General features: G+C 52.8%; 16 protein-coding genes. 10 read left to right on the top strand and 6 right to left on the bottom strand.

Annotated features, from left to right (window positions below; genetic code table 11):
- The first annotated feature begins 23 nt into the window (after positions 1-23).
- Entirely contained in the window at positions 24-626 is a 603-nt protein-coding gene (locus ATY27_RS18100; protein WP_208932014.1) for a YjaG family protein, read from the top strand.
- 17 nt (positions 627-643) lie between these two features.
- Here ATY27_RS18100 and rsmD read toward each other — a convergent pair whose 3' ends face one another.
- Positions 644-1264: a 16S rRNA (guanine(966)-N(2))-methyltransferase RsmD gene (rsmD, locus tag ATY27_RS18095; RefSeq protein ID WP_208932013.1), complete on the bottom strand. Its 621-nt coding sequence runs from the start codon at positions 1262-1264 to the stop codon at positions 644-646.
- Positions 1265-1734: 470 nt separating this feature from the next.
- On the opposite strand from rsmD, the gene ftsY reads away from it, so the two are divergent.
- From ftsY to ftsX, 3 genes are read left to right on the top strand one after another with little or no spacing between them, the layout of a single operon-like run.
- The gene (gene ftsY / locus ATY27_RS18090) at positions 1735-2703 is read left to right on the top strand and encodes a signal recognition particle-docking protein FtsY (RefSeq protein WP_244151411.1); all 969 of its coding nucleotides are present in this window, start codon (positions 1735-1737) and stop codon (positions 2701-2703) included.
- Positions 2704-2705: 2 nt separating this feature from the next.
- On the top strand, positions 2706-3389 hold the full coding sequence (gene ftsE / locus ATY27_RS18085) for a cell division ATP-binding protein FtsE (RefSeq protein ID WP_208932011.1): 684 nt from the start codon (positions 2706-2708) through the stop codon (positions 3387-3389).
- Complete coding sequence (gene ftsX / locus ATY27_RS18080) at positions 3386-4360, top strand: permease-like cell division protein FtsX (RefSeq protein WP_208932010.1); 975 nt, start codon at positions 3386-3388, stop codon at positions 4358-4360. The genes ftsE and ftsX overlap by 4 nt, the downstream gene beginning before the upstream one ends.
- A 9-nt stretch (positions 4361-4369) precedes the next feature.
- On the opposite strand, the gene ATY27_RS18075 is transcribed toward ftsX, so the two are convergent.
- A complete protein-coding gene (locus ATY27_RS18075; protein WP_208932009.1) occupies positions 4370-5593 on the bottom strand; it encodes an HDOD domain-containing protein in 1224 nt (407 codons plus the stop codon).
- A 271-nt stretch (positions 5594-5864) separates the two neighbouring features.
- Between ATY27_RS18075 and rpoH the strand changes: the two genes are divergently transcribed.
- A complete protein-coding gene (gene rpoH, locus ATY27_RS18070) occupies positions 5865-6719 on the top strand; it encodes an RNA polymerase sigma factor RpoH (protein ID WP_208932008.1) in 855 nt (284 codons plus the stop codon).
- A gap of 116 nt (positions 6720-6835) precedes the next feature.
- On the opposite strand, the gene ATY27_RS18065 is transcribed toward rpoH, so the two are convergent.
- From ATY27_RS18065 to gpmM, 3 genes are all read right to left on the bottom strand, one after another.
- A complete protein-coding gene (locus tag ATY27_RS18065; protein WP_208932007.1) occupies positions 6836-7894 on the bottom strand; it encodes a divergent polysaccharide deacetylase family protein in 1059 nt (352 codons plus the stop codon).
- Positions 7895-7959: 65 nt separating this feature from the next.
- Positions 7960-9117, bottom strand: a complete 1158-nt coding sequence (locus ATY27_RS18060) for a peptidoglycan DD-metalloendopeptidase family protein (protein ID WP_208932006.1) — start codon at positions 9115-9117, stop codon at positions 7960-7962.
- Positions 9117-10661, bottom strand: coding sequence for a 2,3-bisphosphoglycerate-independent phosphoglycerate mutase (gene gpmM / locus ATY27_RS18055; protein WP_208932005.1), 1545 nt, complete (start codon positions 10659-10661; stop codon positions 9117-9119). The genes ATY27_RS18060 and gpmM overlap by 1 nt, the downstream gene beginning before the upstream one ends.
- Positions 10662-10886: 225 nt before the next feature.
- Here gpmM and ATY27_RS18050 point away from each other — a divergent pair, with 225 nt between their 5' ends.
- Genes ATY27_RS18050 through gpsA form a run of 4 tightly spaced genes read left to right on the top strand, consistent with a single transcriptional unit; the run spans position 10887 to position 13109 of the window.
- Positions 10887-11312, top strand: coding sequence for a rhodanese-like domain-containing protein (locus tag ATY27_RS18050; protein WP_208932004.1), 426 nt, complete (start codon positions 10887-10889; stop codon positions 11310-11312).
- A 13-nt stretch (positions 11313-11325) separates the two neighbouring features.
- Entirely contained in the window at positions 11326-11589 is a 264-nt protein-coding gene (gene grxC / locus ATY27_RS18045) for a glutaredoxin 3 (RefSeq protein ID WP_208932003.1), read from the top strand.
- Positions 11590-11610: 21 nt separating this feature from the next.
- Positions 11611-12093, top strand: a complete 483-nt coding sequence (gene secB, locus ATY27_RS18040; protein ID WP_208932002.1) for a protein-export chaperone SecB — start codon at positions 11611-11613, stop codon at positions 12091-12093.
- 17 nt (positions 12094-12110) lie between these two features.
- Positions 12111-13109, top strand: coding sequence for an NAD(P)H-dependent glycerol-3-phosphate dehydrogenase (gene gpsA / locus ATY27_RS18035; protein WP_208933450.1), 999 nt, complete (start codon positions 12111-12113; stop codon positions 13107-13109).
- Positions 13110-13123: 14 nt separating this feature from the next.
- On the opposite strand, the gene ATY27_RS18030 is transcribed toward gpsA, so the two are convergent.
- A complete protein-coding gene (locus tag ATY27_RS18030; protein ID WP_208932001.1) occupies positions 13124-14881 on the bottom strand; it encodes an EAL domain-containing protein in 1758 nt (585 codons plus the stop codon).
- Between the two features lie 158 nt (positions 14882-15039).
- Between ATY27_RS18030 and ATY27_RS18025 the strand changes: the two genes are divergently transcribed.
- On the top strand, positions 15040-15504 hold the full coding sequence (locus tag ATY27_RS18025) for a tRNA (cytidine(34)-2'-O)-methyltransferase (protein ID WP_208932000.1): 465 nt from the start codon (positions 15040-15042) through the stop codon (positions 15502-15504).
- Positions 15505-15514: the final 10 nt, after the last annotated feature.

Here is a 15514-nt window from a genome sequence, read left to right as displayed (position 1 = left end):
AGCCTGTTACGGACGCCACATTCATGTCAAAAGCCAATAATTTCCAGAAGATGCGCGAGCTGACCTTTTATCAGCAAGCCGCTGTTGCCATTGTCTTATTAGAGCGGATGTTGCCCAACTACCAGCTGTTTGCTGAAGTCAGTAGTTTTGGTGATGCGGCATTACCGCGGCATACGCTGGATCTGGTGTGGGAATGGTTGCAGGTGCGCCGCGCCAAAATTAACTTTGAACGGTTACAGGACGAACTGGAGCTGATCACACCGGAAGTGACGCACTTTGATATGTTTGGTGTGTATCCGGCGGTGGATGCGATGATTGCGCTCGACAGCATGCTGAATGGGATCCGCGAGCAGGACAGCATGGAATTTATTAATGTTGCGAAAATTTCGCAGGCATCCGTTGCCCGGTTGATTGAACATGAATCGGCCGATCTGGATATCACCACTGAAGCGGAACTGAAAAAAGTGGTGCGTGACCATGAATTAATGGCTTATGAAATGGATTGTCTGGCGGAATTGATTGAGATCTGTAGTGCTATTCAGTCATTTGACCGCGAACAGATCCAGCAACTCAAAGCCTGGGTCAAAGAGCAGGGCGTGACCAATCTGGGCATGGAGCTGAACTGAGTTCAGCTGCTGGCCGCTTAAGCAGCAACCGGTTGGCAGACAAACAGCCGGTAAGCCAGCTGACCGGCAATTTTATCTTTGATTAAGCGCCAATTCTCTGGCAAGTCACTGATATCCAATTCTTTTTCTGTTTCCAGATAAATCAGCGCATCGGTTTTCAGCCAGCCTTGCTGTAATAACGCTGCACAAGGCAACGCCAGCCCCTGACGAAATGGCGGATCGATAAACACTAAATCAAATTGCTGAATGGCTGGTCCTGCGAGGAACTGCATCGTATCGGTCTGGCGGACTTCTGCATTACTGCAGTTGAGACGGGCCAGGTTTTGTTTCAGCTGTGCAGCGGCTTTATTGTCGCGTTCGAGCAATAACGCACTCTGGGCGTGGCGGGATAAGGCTTCAAAGGCCAGGCTGCCACTGCCGCTGAAACAATCCAGGACCACCCGTCCCTGCGTATCCTGCATCAGCCAGTTAAACAACGTTTCTTTGACACGGTCGGTGGTTGGCCTTAAACCCATTACATCCAAAACCGGCAGTTTGCGGCCGCGCCATTGCCCGCTGATGATGCGGACTTCCCCCGGCTGTGCTGACGTGGTGGTGGTTTTTGGACGGGACTGCGGGGCTGGGGAGCGGCTTTTCATCAGGGTTTATGCACTTAGAATAAAGGTGATACTATAAGCGTCGATTTTACCGCAGTTTCGACAATCTGACAGCGAACCTTATGACTAAACCGAATAAACTATTTTCCTGGCTGGGTTTTGGCAAAAAAGATACCACCCCGGTCACGCCTGACGTTGTGGCGGAAACTACTAAAGCCACTGTGCCGGCAACGCCGGCGTCAGCAGTACAACAGACTGAATCGGTCACAGCGCAACCCGTGATTGCGCCTGCCGCAGCGCCGGCGGCTGAGGCGGAAGTAGCAGATAAACCAGAGATTATTACACCTGAGACGTCTCTGATAGTTGAAAACAAGGCGACGCCACACTTCACTGCAGAGCCAGAGCCAGAGCCAGAGCCAGAGCCAGAGCCAGAGCCAGAGCCAGAGCCAGAGCCAGAGCCAGAGCCAGAGCCAGAGCCAGAGCCAGAGCCAGAGCCAGAGCCAGAGCCGGTTATTGCTGCAGCAGCCGTCGCGCCAGCCAATACCGACCAGCCGAAAAAACCAGGTTTTTTTGCCCGGCTGAAACAAGGCCTGGCCAAAACCAGCCAGAATCTGGGTGCTGGTCTTGCCAGCTTATTTCTCGGTAAAAAAATCGACGACGAGCTGTACGAAGAGCTGGAAACCCAGCTGTTACTGGCCGACGTCGGCGTTGAGACTACGCAAAAACTAATTAAACAGCTGGTCGCGGATGCCAATCGCCGTCAGCTGAAAGACGCCGAAGTGCTGTACGAAAAATTACAGGACGAGATGGCGTTGTTACTGGATAAAGTGGAACAACCCCTGCAAATCGACAGCAGCAGCGGGCCTTACGTCATTCTGATGGTTGGCGTCAATGGCGTTGGCAAAACCACCACCATCGGTAAACTGGCGCAGCAATTTAAGCAACAGGGTAAATCTGTGATGCTGGCTGCGGGCGATACCTTCCGGGCTGCTGCAGTTGAACAGTTGCAGGTCTGGGGCGAACGCAACGAGATCCCGGTGATTGCCCAGCATAGCGGCGCCGATAGTGCATCGGTGATTTTTGATGCCTATCAGGCAGCCAAAGCGCGCAAAGTCGACGTGTTAATCGCAGACACAGCGGGTCGTCTGCAGAACAAAGCGCATCTGATGGAAGAGCTGAAAAAAATTGTCCGGGTGATGAAAAAAATCGACGGCGCCGCACCACATGAAGTGATGTTGACGCTGGATGCCGGCACCGGTCAAAATGCCCTCAGTCAGGCCAAATTGTTCCACGAAGCGGTGCAGCTGACCGGCATCACCCTGACCAAACTCGATGGCACAGCCAAAGGTGGCGTGATCTTCGCGATTGCCGACCAGTTCAGTTTGCCAATCCGTTATATCGGCGTTGGCGAAGGCATTGACGATTTACGGGTGTTCCAGAGCAGAGACTTTATCCGCGCACTGTTTAACAGGGAATTCTGAGCATGCTTCGATTTGAGCAGGTGAGCAAAAGCTATCCGGGTGGTTTTGTCGCTTTGGATCGGGTCAGTTTTGAACTGCAAAAAGGCGAAATGGCTTTTTTAACCGGTCACTCCGGTGCCGGCAAAAGTACCATGCTCAAGCTTATCAGCCTGATCGAACGGCCATCGACGGGGCGGGTAGTCATCAATGGCATCGACCTGTCAGGCATCAAACCTAGCCAAATTCCTTATGTACGGCGCGATATCGGCATGATTTTCCAGGATCACCGGCTGCTGATGAATCACACGGTGTTTGATAATGTGGCACTGCCGCTGGTGATTGAAGGGTTTACCGGTCGCGATATGGCGCGTCGGGTGCATGCGGCGCTCGACCAGGTGGGGCTGCTCGACAAAGCGCGTTGTTTGCCGGCGACTTTATCCGGCGGTGAAGCACAACGGGTTGGCATCGCGCGGGCTGTGGTGAATAAACCGCCATTATTGCTGGCGGATGAACCGACCGGTAACCTAGATCCGGATCTGTCCAAAGATATTATGCGGGTTTTTGAAGCCTTTAATCAGGCCGGCGTCTCAGTTCTGGTTGCCAGCCACGACTTAAGCCTGATCGCCCGGATGCGGTATCGCACGATGACGCTGAAATCCGGCAAAATGATTAATGATGGCCTGATGCACAACGAGGAGGCCGAATGAGTATCCTGTTTAACGGCCGCGCCAGCGGCGCCAGTGACAGCGCGCCCGGTTTACTGCAGAAATTTGTGATGGGGATCGTGACCCATCTGCGTCAGGCGGTATCGAGCCTCGGTGAATTGTGGCGCAGTCCGGTCTGGACTATGGTGACTATCGCGGTACTCGGCGTCAGCATGACGTTACCGGCGACTTTGCATGTGCTGGTAAAAAATCTGCAGCAAGTCAGCAGCAATTACGACCAGTCGTTTGAGATCAGTCTGTTCCTGAAAAATGATGTCACCGAAACCGATATTGCGACTTTAGTCACGCTGCTGCAGGGCGACCGCGACGTCGGCAAAGTGCGGTTGATCGATAAAACTGCGGCGATGGCTGAATTTAAACAGGGCTCCGGTTTTGGCGAAGCGATCACTTTTTTGGATCAGAACCCGCTGCCGGACGTGTTGCTGGTGACACCCAGCCAGAGTAAGCCGGCCGCAGCCGAAGCTTTGTTGAATAAACTGCAAAAAGAACGTTTTGTTGAGCTGGCCAAGCTGGACATCAGCTGGCTGGAGCGGCTCGCGGCCATCATGTCGCTGGTGCAGCAAGTGGTCTATACCATTGCGGCGCTGTTACTGTGCGGTGCCTTATTGGTGATTGGTAATACTATCCGTCTGCTGATCATGGATAAAAAAGCCGAAATTGAAGTGATGAAACTGGTCGGAGCCACCGACAGTTTTATTCAGCGACCGTTTTTGTACACCGGTATCTGGTTAGGGGTATTTGGTGGTTTTCTGGCGTTTTTGGTAATAGAACTGATGTTGTTCTGGTTACGTGGCGCTATTGCCAACGTCACTCAGCTGTATCAAAGCGGATTCAGTTTAAATGTACTGACGCTGCAGGAGTTTGGCATTCTGATGCTGATTGCCATTGGCCTCGGCCTGGTCGGTTCCTATCTGGCAGTCCGCAGTCATATTAAAGCCATCGAGCCCTGTTAGGTCGACGGGTCAGCCAGCCGTCGCTTCCTGCATCAGGCCGTGTGCCCAGCTGACCGCGTCCAGATAAGTCATGCTCAAATCACGGGCCTTGCCAAACAGTTGCAGCGTCAGTTGTTGCTGCTGTTCCCACTCGCCATTTTCATAAGCCTTGGTCAGCAACAGATACAACCCCAGCCGGCCCTGATGTTCCAGCAACGCAGCTTTAATCTCCGGCAGGATCGGTAAGTCGTCGAGCAGCAACTGCAGCGGTTGCTCCAGTAATGCATCCACCAGCGAAAACAATCCGGTTAAAAAAGCGGCCGGCGGATTGTCGGCGTCACCCATGATGGCTGCCAGCTGGTCGCAAAACCGCGCCCGCACGATCGACATATGTAACAGTTCATCCGGGCCATCTTCTTTCAGATTGGCCAGTGCTAACAGCGCGATAAATTTCTTCAGTTCCCCTTCACCCATGTACACCATGGCGTGCTTCAGTGAGCCGATGGCTTGTTCCCGGGCAAAACTGGCGCTGTTAACAAAACGCAGCAACTTATACGACAAGCCCAGATCGCGTTCGACAATCGCGGTCAGCTTTTCAAAATCAAGGCGGATGGCGCTGGACTCAGCGATCAGTAACAGCAGATTCAGTTTGCTACTGGCGATTTTTTTGTGTTTCAGCATCTCTGGCCGGGCAAAGAAATAACCCTGAAATAAGGTAAAGCCAAGCTGCAGCAGTTTTTCGTATTCAGCCTGCGTTTCGACTTTTTCCGCCAGTAAGATCACCGGGTGATGTTTCACCCGCGACACATATTTACTGATCTGCAGAATATTAAACTGGCGCACGTCGACTTTGATAAAGCTGATATAAGGCAGGAAAATATCCCATTTCGGATCAAAGTCGTGATCATCCAGTGCCAGCTTATAGCCCATCCGGTGCAGCTCGCGGCAAGCCGTCAGTAACTCCATACTGATAGGCACCGTTTCCAGCACTTCAATGACCATGCTTTTAGGGTTGATCGATGTCGGGAAATGGTGGATTAAGGTGTCGGCAGAGAAATTGATAAAGGCCTGATGGCCGCCGGTGATTTTCTCCACGCCCATCAGCAAGTGATGTTCTGTGATTAATTTTGATGTGGCTTCGTCGGCATTGATATTGGGAAAGCTGTTTTGCACGCCGTCGCGGAACAATAATTCATACCCAAACAGATTTTTATGCTGATCTAAGATCGGCTGGCGCGCCAGGTAACAATACATCGACAACTCCTGAACCAAAGGCCGCAACCGGCCGTAAGCATAGCGGAATTCAGGTCTGGCGGTAGCCAACGTCCGATGTTTTAAAGTGGACCAGACAGCTGATGAGATACTTTGAGCATATCGGAAAATCGGCGTTTGTCTTATGAAGTTATATTCTCAAATTCACATTTTAATACAATTCGGTTCTTAAAAACGCGGGAACTGCTATTAGCACTCTCTGTCAAAGAGTGCTAACATGAGTCCACTTTCAGATCTCCACAGGAGTTTGTTCATGACCAAAGCGAATCAATTGATGACATTGTCAGTCGCCGGTAGCGGTAGCCTCGAAGCTTATACTCACGCTGTCAGCACTATTTCGATGCTGTCGGCTGAAGAGGAACGCGCTCTGGCTGAACGTCTGCAGCAGCACGGCGATCTTGATGCCGCCCGCCAGCTGATTATGTCCCACTTACGGTTCGTTGTGCATATCGCCCGCAGCTATTCAGGTTACGGTCTGCCGATTGGCGATTTGGTGCAGGAAGGCAATATCGGCCTGATGAAAGCGGTGAAACGCTTTGACCCGTCTGTTGGCGTGCGGTTGGTGTCTTTTGCTGTACATTGGATCAAAGCCGAAATTCATGAATTTGTGCTGAAAAACTGGCGTATCGTCAAAGTCGCGACCACCAAAGCACAACGCAAACTGTTTTTTAATCTGCGTAAATCCAAGAAAAACCTGGGTTGGTTCAGCCACGATGAAGTGAAAAACGTCGCTGCATCTTTAGGTGTGCCTGAATATGAAGTGCGGGAAATGGAAGCGCGCATGAGCAACCACGACCTGGCATTTGATGCGCAGGACGACGATGATGACAACAACTTCAGTGCGCCGGTGTTTTTCCTCGACGATAAAAACTCTGATCTGGCGAACAACTTTGAAGAAGATCAAAGTGAAGGTGCTGCCCTGGAACGCTTACAGGCCGCAGTGCGCACGCTGGATGAACGTAGTCAGGATATTATCCGTGCCCGTTGGCTGGATAATGAAAAGCTGACGCTGCAGGAACTGGCAGATCGTTATCAGGTGTCGGCTGAGCGCGTACGCCAGCTGGAAAAAAATGCGATGAAAAAATTACACGCGGCGATGGTTGCCTGAGTTTTTCTTGTCCACAAAAAATGCCAGAGCTTGCTCTGGCATTTTTTTATGTCCATGGAAGGACGGTATGCCGAAAATGCAGGAGCAATTTTCGGCGATGTCCATGGAATGACTGTTTAGCGTAGCAATAACGGCAGCGGCAATACCGGGGCTGGCTGTTCCGCCGGTTGCGGATAAAAGCGCCGCCACACGGGTTCAGCCACCGGTAACGCCGCAGGCGTGTCAAAACCAGGCAGTTGCGGCAGATAAGGCGGATGCCACGGGATCAGTTCCGGTACTGGCTCGACGACGTCAATCACCAATGTTGGCGTTGGTTCTGCATCCAGCGTTGGGGGCGCTGCAGGCATAATGGTTGTGTCTGTCGGCGGTATTATCGCCGTTGGTTTCGCTATTGCCGGCTGGTGGGTCGGGTGTTTAGTAGTGCTGGCAATCAACTGTGCCGGCGCAGCCGGTAAATCCAGTAACGCAGATGCCGGCACCACTTTAATGCCTTGTTGTGCCAACCGCGGTAAATTTTTCTTCAGATAACGGTAAGTTTCCGGATAAGGGTGGCCGATGGCGATGGCATGACCATGTTGTTTTGCCAGCTGGATCAGTTGATTAAACTGGCGGTCCAGTGCTTTGTAAGATTTGTCATTATCAAGAAACACGTCCCGGCTGCGGCTTTTCACCCCATGCTTTTGCGTGATGGCGCTTACCACGCTTTTGCCGGTGGTTTTGCTATCAATAAAGTACAACTGACGCTCGGCAACCACCTCGATCACCCAATCCATCTGTTCCGGTAATGACGTGTAGAGGCTGCCCATGTGGTTATTAATGCCAATGGCCTGTGGCACGCTGTCGAGGGCTTTGTGCAGTGCTTGCTGCACCTGCTGCTTGCTCATCGGGCGACGCAGCGCACCTTTGCCGAGCAGATGGTTCTGTGCCACGGCTTCCATCGGCATGTGTAACATGATTTCTTTGCCATGCTGGCTGGCCAATGCCGTCATTTCATGGCCATTCGGTGTAAATGGCATCACAGCGACGGTCAGTGGATAGGGCAGCCGGATAATGTCCGGATCGACTTTCTGGTAACCGATATCATCAATAATAATGGCCACTTGCGGCGGTAGCGACTGCGCCTGTACCGACAACCAGAAACAACTGAGAACACATAACGACTGGAGAATACGCACGCTGGATTGATTCACTGATGTTGGCAAAGCGCCGGCTGAATTTCAGGCCGGCATTATGCCTGTTGTTATGGATTTCGCAACCAGCGCAACGGGTCAACCGCCGCACCTTTTTGCCTGATTTCGAAATAAAGCCCACTGCGATCCCGGCCACCACTCTGGCCGACCAGCGCCACATGGTCACCACTGCGCACCACATCGCCCGGAGATTTCAGCAAACTTTGATTGTGGCCATATAAACTCATCAGGCCGTTGCCGTGGTCCAGCACAATCACCCAACCATAACCGCGTAACCAATCGGCATAAATCACCTGGCCATCTGCAACTGCGCGCACTGGCTGGCCATTGCTGGCCTGGATTAAAATCCCGCTGGCCGTGGTCTGCCCGCCTTGTGCTGCACCAAACTTCTGCACTAACGCACCTTGCACCGGCCACGGTAACTGGCCTTGTTTCTTGCCTTTATAAGTCAGTCTGCGATTAGCCGCTTCAGCCTTTAACTTGGTGATAGTGCTTTGCAGACTTTTTTCATTGCTCTTCAGGTACGCCAGCTGTTGTTTTTGCTCATCCAGCAGCTGTCTGAGTTTCAGCACACTTTGTTGTTGCTGATTTTTCGCTGTGACTAAATCCTGTTGCTGTGAAGTCAGCTCGTCCAGCCGCAAACTTTGTTCGTGCCGGGTTTGTTGCTGCACTGTGGTCAGCTGTTGCAGCTCACTGACTGTTTGTTTCAGCGCCTGGAGTTGTTGGATCCGGGCGTTATTGAAGTACTGGTAATACGTCAGCAGGCGTTCCAGCTTTAACGCGTCCTGCTGATTCAGCAGCAGCTGGGTGTAATCGTGTCCGCCAACCTGGTAAGCGGCTTTGACCTGAGCGGCAAGCAGTTGCTGCTGAGTTTGCCGTTGTTGCTCCAGCTGTTGTTGCCGGGTGGCCAGTTCGGCCATTTTTTCATCCAGAGCCTGCAGCTGCTGCTGTTGTACAGCCACTGCTGCGGCCGCTTCGGCTAAACGTAAATCTGCCTGTTTTAGCTGCTGTTCTGTGTCTTGCAGTTGTTGCTGCTGCCGCCGGCGCTGTTGTTCGGTGCGGCTGATATCCTGCTGCACCGATTTGAGTTCCTGCCGCGCTTTAGCCGTGTCAGATTGCTGAGCCTGTGCTGACAGACTCAGCAACAGGCTCAGTAACAAACTAAAGCTTATTGGTACCGGCCGCGCCCGCTGGCGATTTGGTCGCATCACCGGACGTGGAACAGTACTTTACCGGTCATTTCTGCCGGCACCGGCATGCCAAGCAATGTCAGCATGGTGGGCGCAATGTCACTGAGAATACCGCCGTTAACCACGTCTGCTGGCCGGCCGACATAAATCAGTGGTACCGGATCTGAGGTGTGGGCGGTATGGGCCTGACCGGACTCATGGTCGACCATCTGCTCGGCATTGCCATGATCCGCGGTGATGATACATTCACCACCGACTGTTTCCAGCGCGGCAACCACGCGGCCAATACAGTGGTCCACGGCTTCTACCGCTTTAATGGCTGCAGACAGAATACCGGTGTGACCAACCATATCGCCATTCGGATAATTGCAGATAATCACGTCAAATTTGCCAGAGTGAATGGCATCCACCAGTTTGTCGGTCAGCAGCGTGGAGTTCATTTCTGGCTGCAGGTCATAAGTCGCGACATTGGGTGATGGCACTAAAATGCGTTCTTCGCCTGGGAATACGTCTTCACGGCCGCCACTGAAAAAGAAAGTGACATGGGCATATTTTTCCGTTTCGGAAATACGCAGCTGGGTTTTCTGATGTTTTGCCAGCCATTCGCCAAGCACATTGTTCAGACTTTCCGGCGGATAGGCGACCGGCGCTTTGATATCAGCGGAATATTCAGTCAGCTGGACAAAAGCGCCCAGTTGCACGACACGTTTGCGGGCAAAATCAGCAAAAGCAGGTTCTGTGAAAGTGCGGCTGAACTGACGGGCGCGATCGGCACGGAAATTCATAAAAATCAGTGCATCGCCATCCTGTAACTGCACCGGCTCACCATCGTCGCCGACAATCGCAGTCGCTTTGACAAATTCGTCATTTTCACCGCGCGCATAAGCGTCCTGCAGTGCAGACACTGCGTCTGTCGCCGTGTAGGCCGCAACGCCATCTACAATTAAATCATAGGCTTGCTCGACGCGATCCCAGCGTTTGTCACGGTCCATCGCGAAATAACGGCCAACCACACTGGCGATCTGGCCTTTGCCCAGTTCAGCACAACGCTGCTGCACGCGTAATAATGATGCTTCTGCGCTGCGTGGCGGCGTGTCGCGGCCATCGAGAAAGGCATGCAGATAAATTTTGTCAGCGCCCTGACGAGCCGCCAGTTCAATCATCGCAATCAGATGGTCTTCATGGCTGTGCACACCACCTGGCGATAACAAACCCATTAAATGCACGGCTTTACCGGCTTGTACTGCGGTTTGCACAGCGCCGGTTAACACCGGGTTTTCGAAAAAATCGCCATCGCTGATGGCTTTGGTGATGCGGGTCAGTTCCTGATATACCACCCGACCTGAACCAAGGTTAACATGGCCCACTTCAGAATTGCCCATCTGACCATCAGGCAGACCGACGTCAAGACCAGAACCTGAAATCAGGCTGTGCGGACAATCCCGCCACAACCGGTCCATTACCGGGGTATTGGCCTGCGCGATGGCATTATCAGCCGGGTCTTCGCGATAGCCCCATCCATCCAGAATCAAAAGTACCAGGGGTTTGCCAGACTTCGCCATAACATGCTCCGCTTTCTCGTTGCTTGATCAACATTTTTCTTTTTCCCGATTCACTGTGCATCTTACCGAAATTCAGCGGTGACTCCAATCAATGCTGTGCAGAAACTGCGCAATCAGCCGCAGCCTTTACCACATGCGTATTCTGGCTGGGGGCGAAGGGCTGTTTTTGCCATTGAAACCCGTTATACTCCGGCGCCTGAGCTTTGACCAACTGAACGGAATGTTATGCAACAATACGTCGAATTTGCCGGAAATCACCCGATTGTCGTGGTGATCTGGGTAGGTCTGCTGCTGGCGATTATCGTCAGTTATGTGCAGTCATTGTTTTCCAAAATCAAATTTGTCAGCCCGACTGAGCTGACTTTGCAGGTCAACCGTGAAGATGCGCTGGTGCTGGACATCCGCAGCATTGATGATTTTAAACGTGGCCACATCACCGGCGCCCGCAATATTCCTCTGGCGCAGCTTTCCAGCCAAATCAGCAGCCTTGAAAAGGCCAAAGACGCACCCATTATAGTGGTCTGTCAGGCAGGCATGTCCGCACAAGGTGCAGCCAAACAACTGTCAGCCGCCGGTTTCAGTCGCGTATCCGTACTGAGCGGTGGTATGGGTAAATGGGCGGAAGCCAGTTTGCCTGTGGTAAAAAAATAACCGGAGCAGGTCCATGAGCAGTCCCAGCGTCACTATTTACACTAAAGAATATTGTCCGTATTGTGTGCGCGCAAAGGCTCTGCTCAGCCACAAAGGTGTTGTGTTTAACGAAATCAAAATCGACGCACAACCTGAGCTCAGACCCGAAATGATTGCAAGATCGGGCGGACGCAGCACAGTGCCGCAAATCTTCATCAATGACCAACATATCGGTGGCTGTGACGACCTGCATGCGCTTGACGCACAGGGTCGGTTAGACACACTGCTGCAACATTAACCGTATTTTCAGGGAACCATCATGGCCGACGAACAACTGAACCCAGCTGCGGATGAGCAGCAAGTCCCATTTGCAATCCAGCGTATTTATGTCAAAGACATTTCGTTCGAATCACCAAATGCACCGGCAATTTTCCGCAAAGAATGGCAACCAGAAGTAAAGCTGGACCTGGACACGCGCAGCGAGAAACTGGAAGACAACATGTTTGAAGTCATCCTGTCGCTGACTGTTACCACGACAGTAGGCGGTGAAACGGCTTTCCTGTGTGAAGTGCAACAAGCCGGTATATTTGCTGTGCCTGAACTGCAGGACGCGCAAATGGCCCACATGCTGGCCTCTTTCTGCCCGAATATTCTGTTCCCATATGCCCGTGAAACTGTGGCAAATCTGGTGAACCGTGGCACTTTCCCACAACTGAACCTGGCTCCGGTCAACTTTGACGCGCTGTTTGCCCAATATGTGCAACAACGTCAGGCTGAAGCTCAGGCGCAGCTGCCAAACTAAGCAGCCGCCGCATGAACATGACTTCGGCAATTACGGTATTGGGCGCCGGCTCTTATGGCACGGCGCTGGCAATTTGTCTGGCGCGTAACGGGCATCACACCTTGTTATGGGGCCGCAATGCTGACGATATCGCGGCGATGACGCGGGATCGGATCAATCATCGTTATTTGCCGGAGATTGTGTTACCAGAGCAGCTGGAAGTGACCGCTGATCTGGAAGGCGCTGTCAAAGCCAGCCAGAATGTGCTGGTGGTAGTGCCCAGTCATGCTTTTGCCGATACCTTGCGGCAAATTAAACCGTTTTTATTACCACACGCCCGTGTGGCCTGGGCTACGAAAGGCCTGGAGCCGGACAGCGGCCGGTTATTACAGGATGTAGCACGCGATATTCTCGGTGACGATGTTTCGCTGGCCGTATTATCCGGTCCGACTTTTGCCAAAGAACTGGCAAAAGGCCTGCCTACTGCTATCTCTTTGTCATCGACCGACGCCGAATTTATTACCGTGCTGTCGGATTTGCTGCACTGCGGCAAAACCTTCCGTGTTTATACCAACCCTGATTTTATCGGCGTGCAGCTTGGCGGCGCGGTGAAAAACGTCATTGCGATTGGTGCCGGCATGGCAGATGGCATTGGTTTTGGCGCGAACGCCCGCACGGCATTAATTACCCGTGGCCTGACCGAAATGTGCCGTTTAGGTTGTGCTTTAGGGGCGAAAAAAGAAACTTTTATGGGCATGGCCGGTTTAGGTGATTTAGTCCTGACCTGTACCGACAACCAGTCCCGTAACCGCCGTTTTGGCTTGCTGCTGGGGCAAGGCGTTGGCGTTGAAGACGCCATCACCCAGATCGGACAAGTGGTTGAAGGCTATCGTAACGCCCGCGAAGTTTACAATCTGGCGACCCGGGTTGGTGTGGAAATGCCGATCACCGAACAAATCTATCAGGTGCTGTATCAGGGCAAAGATGCCCGTGCCGCGGCGCTTGACCTGCTGGGCCGCGAAAAACGCGACGAATAACGTAGCGACAACGTTTAGCCGGCCATGCGCCACTGTTGTTGTCCGCCATAGGGCTGTTGTCGTCCATCGACCAGCCGCATGGCACTGAAGAGCTCACCACGACAGCCATAACAGCCCATCACATGCAGTAAATACGCTTGCATTTCTTTGTCGGTGCCTTGGGCACTGACTTGTAATCCCTGATGGATCAGCAGCCTGATCAGACTGGCGCAAGCATTCCGTTGTGCCTCCGATTCTTCCAGTTGCTTGATCATTGCCGCTGAAAGTTCTGCCGCCTGCCAGAATGGTTGCTGCAATAATTGCAGCGAACTTAAGCCATTGCCGACCTCAACGATCATCAAGCCAAATCCGGCCGTTTTCAGTTCCTCTGCCTGTTTGCTGAAACCTGCCGGATCCTGTAACCAACCGTCTTCCCGCAAGCACAGCACAAACTTATTGGCCTGTAGTTGATGGTCCTCCAGCTGGCTTTGCAAAAAATTCAGCAGTCCACTGTGACGAAAGTTCGTCGCAGACAATTCGACCTGTAGCGGTGGCAGCGGGCCCAGACGTTGCCACAATTCGAGCAACTGACAAATCTGACAAAAAGCCCAGCGTTCCAGCGCCATCAACTGACCGGTTTTCTCTGCCAGAGGCTTTAATTCGGTATAACTTAATAAGCCCCGTTGTGGAGAACGCCAATACAGTTCCAGCCGGAATGCCATGGCGATGCCGGTCTCCAGTTCAATCACGGGTTGCGACCAGATCTCACATTGATATTGGGTTAATGCTTGCTGCAATTCATATTGCAGTTGCAGACCCGGCACCGGATTCTGTCCCTGCATCTGCCATAGATGCAGATGCTCCGGCACCGTTGCCGCAATATGCAGCGCGTGTGACGCGTGGGCCTGCAGTTCGTCAGCATCGTGGCCGGCTTCAGGGAAAATCGCGATGCCAGCGCGGCAATCCAGCCGCAGTTCAGCCTGTGGAATAAAAAATGGGCCCTGACAAAACTGCAGTATTTCCCGGCCGAGCTGGATCGCCTGCTGTTCAGCCTGCTCGCCATGACCGTCCAGGCTGAGCAGCAATGCCAGCTGATGCGGAGCTAACCGGGCCATAAAAGCGCCGGTTGGGATCTCCGCCTGAACATTGTTGACCAGTTGCTGCAACAGACCATCTGCAGCGGTCTGGCCAAAGTTCCGCACTATGGCGGGATAGTCATTCAGCTCCAGCAGCAAGACGGCAAAACTATGATATTTAGCCTGATGGCGCTGCAGCTGCGACTGCAGCCAGTAGCGCCACAGCGCTGCAGCAGGCAGTCCGGTCACCGTATCTGAATACGCGCAGATCTGCGCCTGTGTGTTATCCAGCGTCGCTTGCAGCGGCAGCCAATGCCAGAGTAAAAAGCGCTGGCGATAGCCACTGAGTACCCGCACATTCAACTGATAGGCTTGCCGCTCTGTGCTGCCAATCCAGACCTGACCTTGCCAGTGCGGGCTGATCTGCAGCATCGCCAGGATATCCGGCAGGCCAGGATCCAATCCTGCGGCGGAAAAAAACAGTTGTTGGTCCAGCCTGCTGTTGGCTGCAGGATGGCGGGTGGCGTGATTGTGCCACAGCGGTGTCGCCTGTTGATCCGTGAGCCAATAAGCATGGGGTTGTTGTTGTAAAAATTGCAACAACGGCGAGTTTTGTAATGGGGTGCGGCGGGTGCGTTGTATCTGGATCAGCATCAGACAAAGCAGAAAACCGCTGACGATGGCCAGCAGGTATTGGATCCATAGTGGTATAGTCATTTTGGCATTCCTTGCGCAGCAATACCGTTCAACTATAAGTGTCTGTCTAAAAAATCGCCACTAACAGCGGGAAAAATTGGCGCCAGTCTGCGCGTCGTTGTCACGCTGCGCTGCCGGACTACGGTATACTTGGGCTTTGCTATGGCGCAGGAGTTGTTGTGTTTCATATCGCTTTATTTGAACCCAAAATCGCACCAAATTGCGGCAATATCATCCGGCTGGCCGCCAATACCGGCTGTTTTTTGCATTTGATTGAACCATTAGGGTTTGATTTTGAAGAAAAAAAGCTGCGTCGTGCCGGGCTGGATTATCATGATTTGGCCAATGTCAGCCGCCACGCCAATTATCAGGCGATGTTAGATGCGGTGAAGCCGGCGCGGGTACTGGCGCTGACCACCAAGGGCAGCCGGCCTCACACTGAATTGCAATATCGGGCTGGTGATTTGTTGTTATTCGGCTCTGAGACATCCGGGTTACCGGATGAGATCCGCAATGCCATACCGGCTGAACAGCGCCTGCGGATCCCAATGATGCCTGATGCGCGCAGTCTGAATTTAGCCAACTCTGTGGCGATCGTCTGTTATGAAGCGTGGCGCCAGCAGCAGTTTGCCGGCGCGTTGTAACTCTGCACAC

This window comes from Rheinheimera sp. F8 (assembly GCF_001518915.1).
The sequence above is the reverse complement of the archived record's forward strand: the minus strand, read 5'-3'. Positions and strand labels throughout refer to the sequence as shown.

Coding starts and splice junctions, on each gene's coding strand:
- ATY27_RS18060 (WP_208932006.1), bottom strand. CDS start 9,117: ATGCGACCAAATCGCCAGCGGGCGCGGCCGGTACCAATAAGCTTTAGT.
- ATY27_RS18050 (WP_208932004.1), top strand. CDS start 10,887: ATGCAACAATACGTCGAATTTGCCGGAAATCACCCGATTGTCGTGGTG.
- grxC (WP_208932003.1), top strand. CDS start 11,326: ATGAGCAGTCCCAGCGTCACTATTTACACTAAAGAATATTGTCCGTAT.
- ftsX (WP_208932010.1), top strand. CDS start 3,386: ATGAGTATCCTGTTTAACGGCCGCGCCAGCGGCGCCAGTGACAGCGCG.
- secB (WP_208932002.1), top strand. CDS start 11,611: ATGGCCGACGAACAACTGAACCCAGCTGCGGATGAGCAGCAAGTCCCA.
- ftsE (WP_208932011.1), top strand. CDS start 2,706: ATGCTTCGATTTGAGCAGGTGAGCAAAAGCTATCCGGGTGGTTTTGTC.
- rsmD (WP_208932013.1), bottom strand. CDS start 1,264: ATGAAAAGCCGCTCCCCAGCCCCGCAGTCCCGTCCAAAAACCACCACC.
- gpmM (WP_208932005.1), bottom strand. CDS start 10,661: ATGGCGAAGTCTGGCAAACCCCTGGTACTTTTGATTCTGGATGGATGG.
- rpoH (WP_208932008.1), top strand. CDS start 5,865: ATGACCAAAGCGAATCAATTGATGACATTGTCAGTCGCCGGTAGCGGT.
- ATY27_RS18030 (WP_208932001.1), bottom strand. CDS start 14,881: ATGACTATACCACTATGGATCCAATACCTGCTGGCCATCGTCAGCGGT.
- ATY27_RS18100 (WP_208932014.1), top strand. CDS start 24: ATGTCAAAAGCCAATAATTTCCAGAAGATGCGCGAGCTGACCTTTTAT.
- gpsA (WP_208933450.1), top strand. CDS start 12,111: ATGACTTCGGCAATTACGGTATTGGGCGCCGGCTCTTATGGCACGGCG.
- ATY27_RS18075 (WP_208932009.1), bottom strand. CDS start 5,593: ATGTATTGTTACCTGGCGCGCCAGCCGATCTTAGATCAGCATAAAAAT.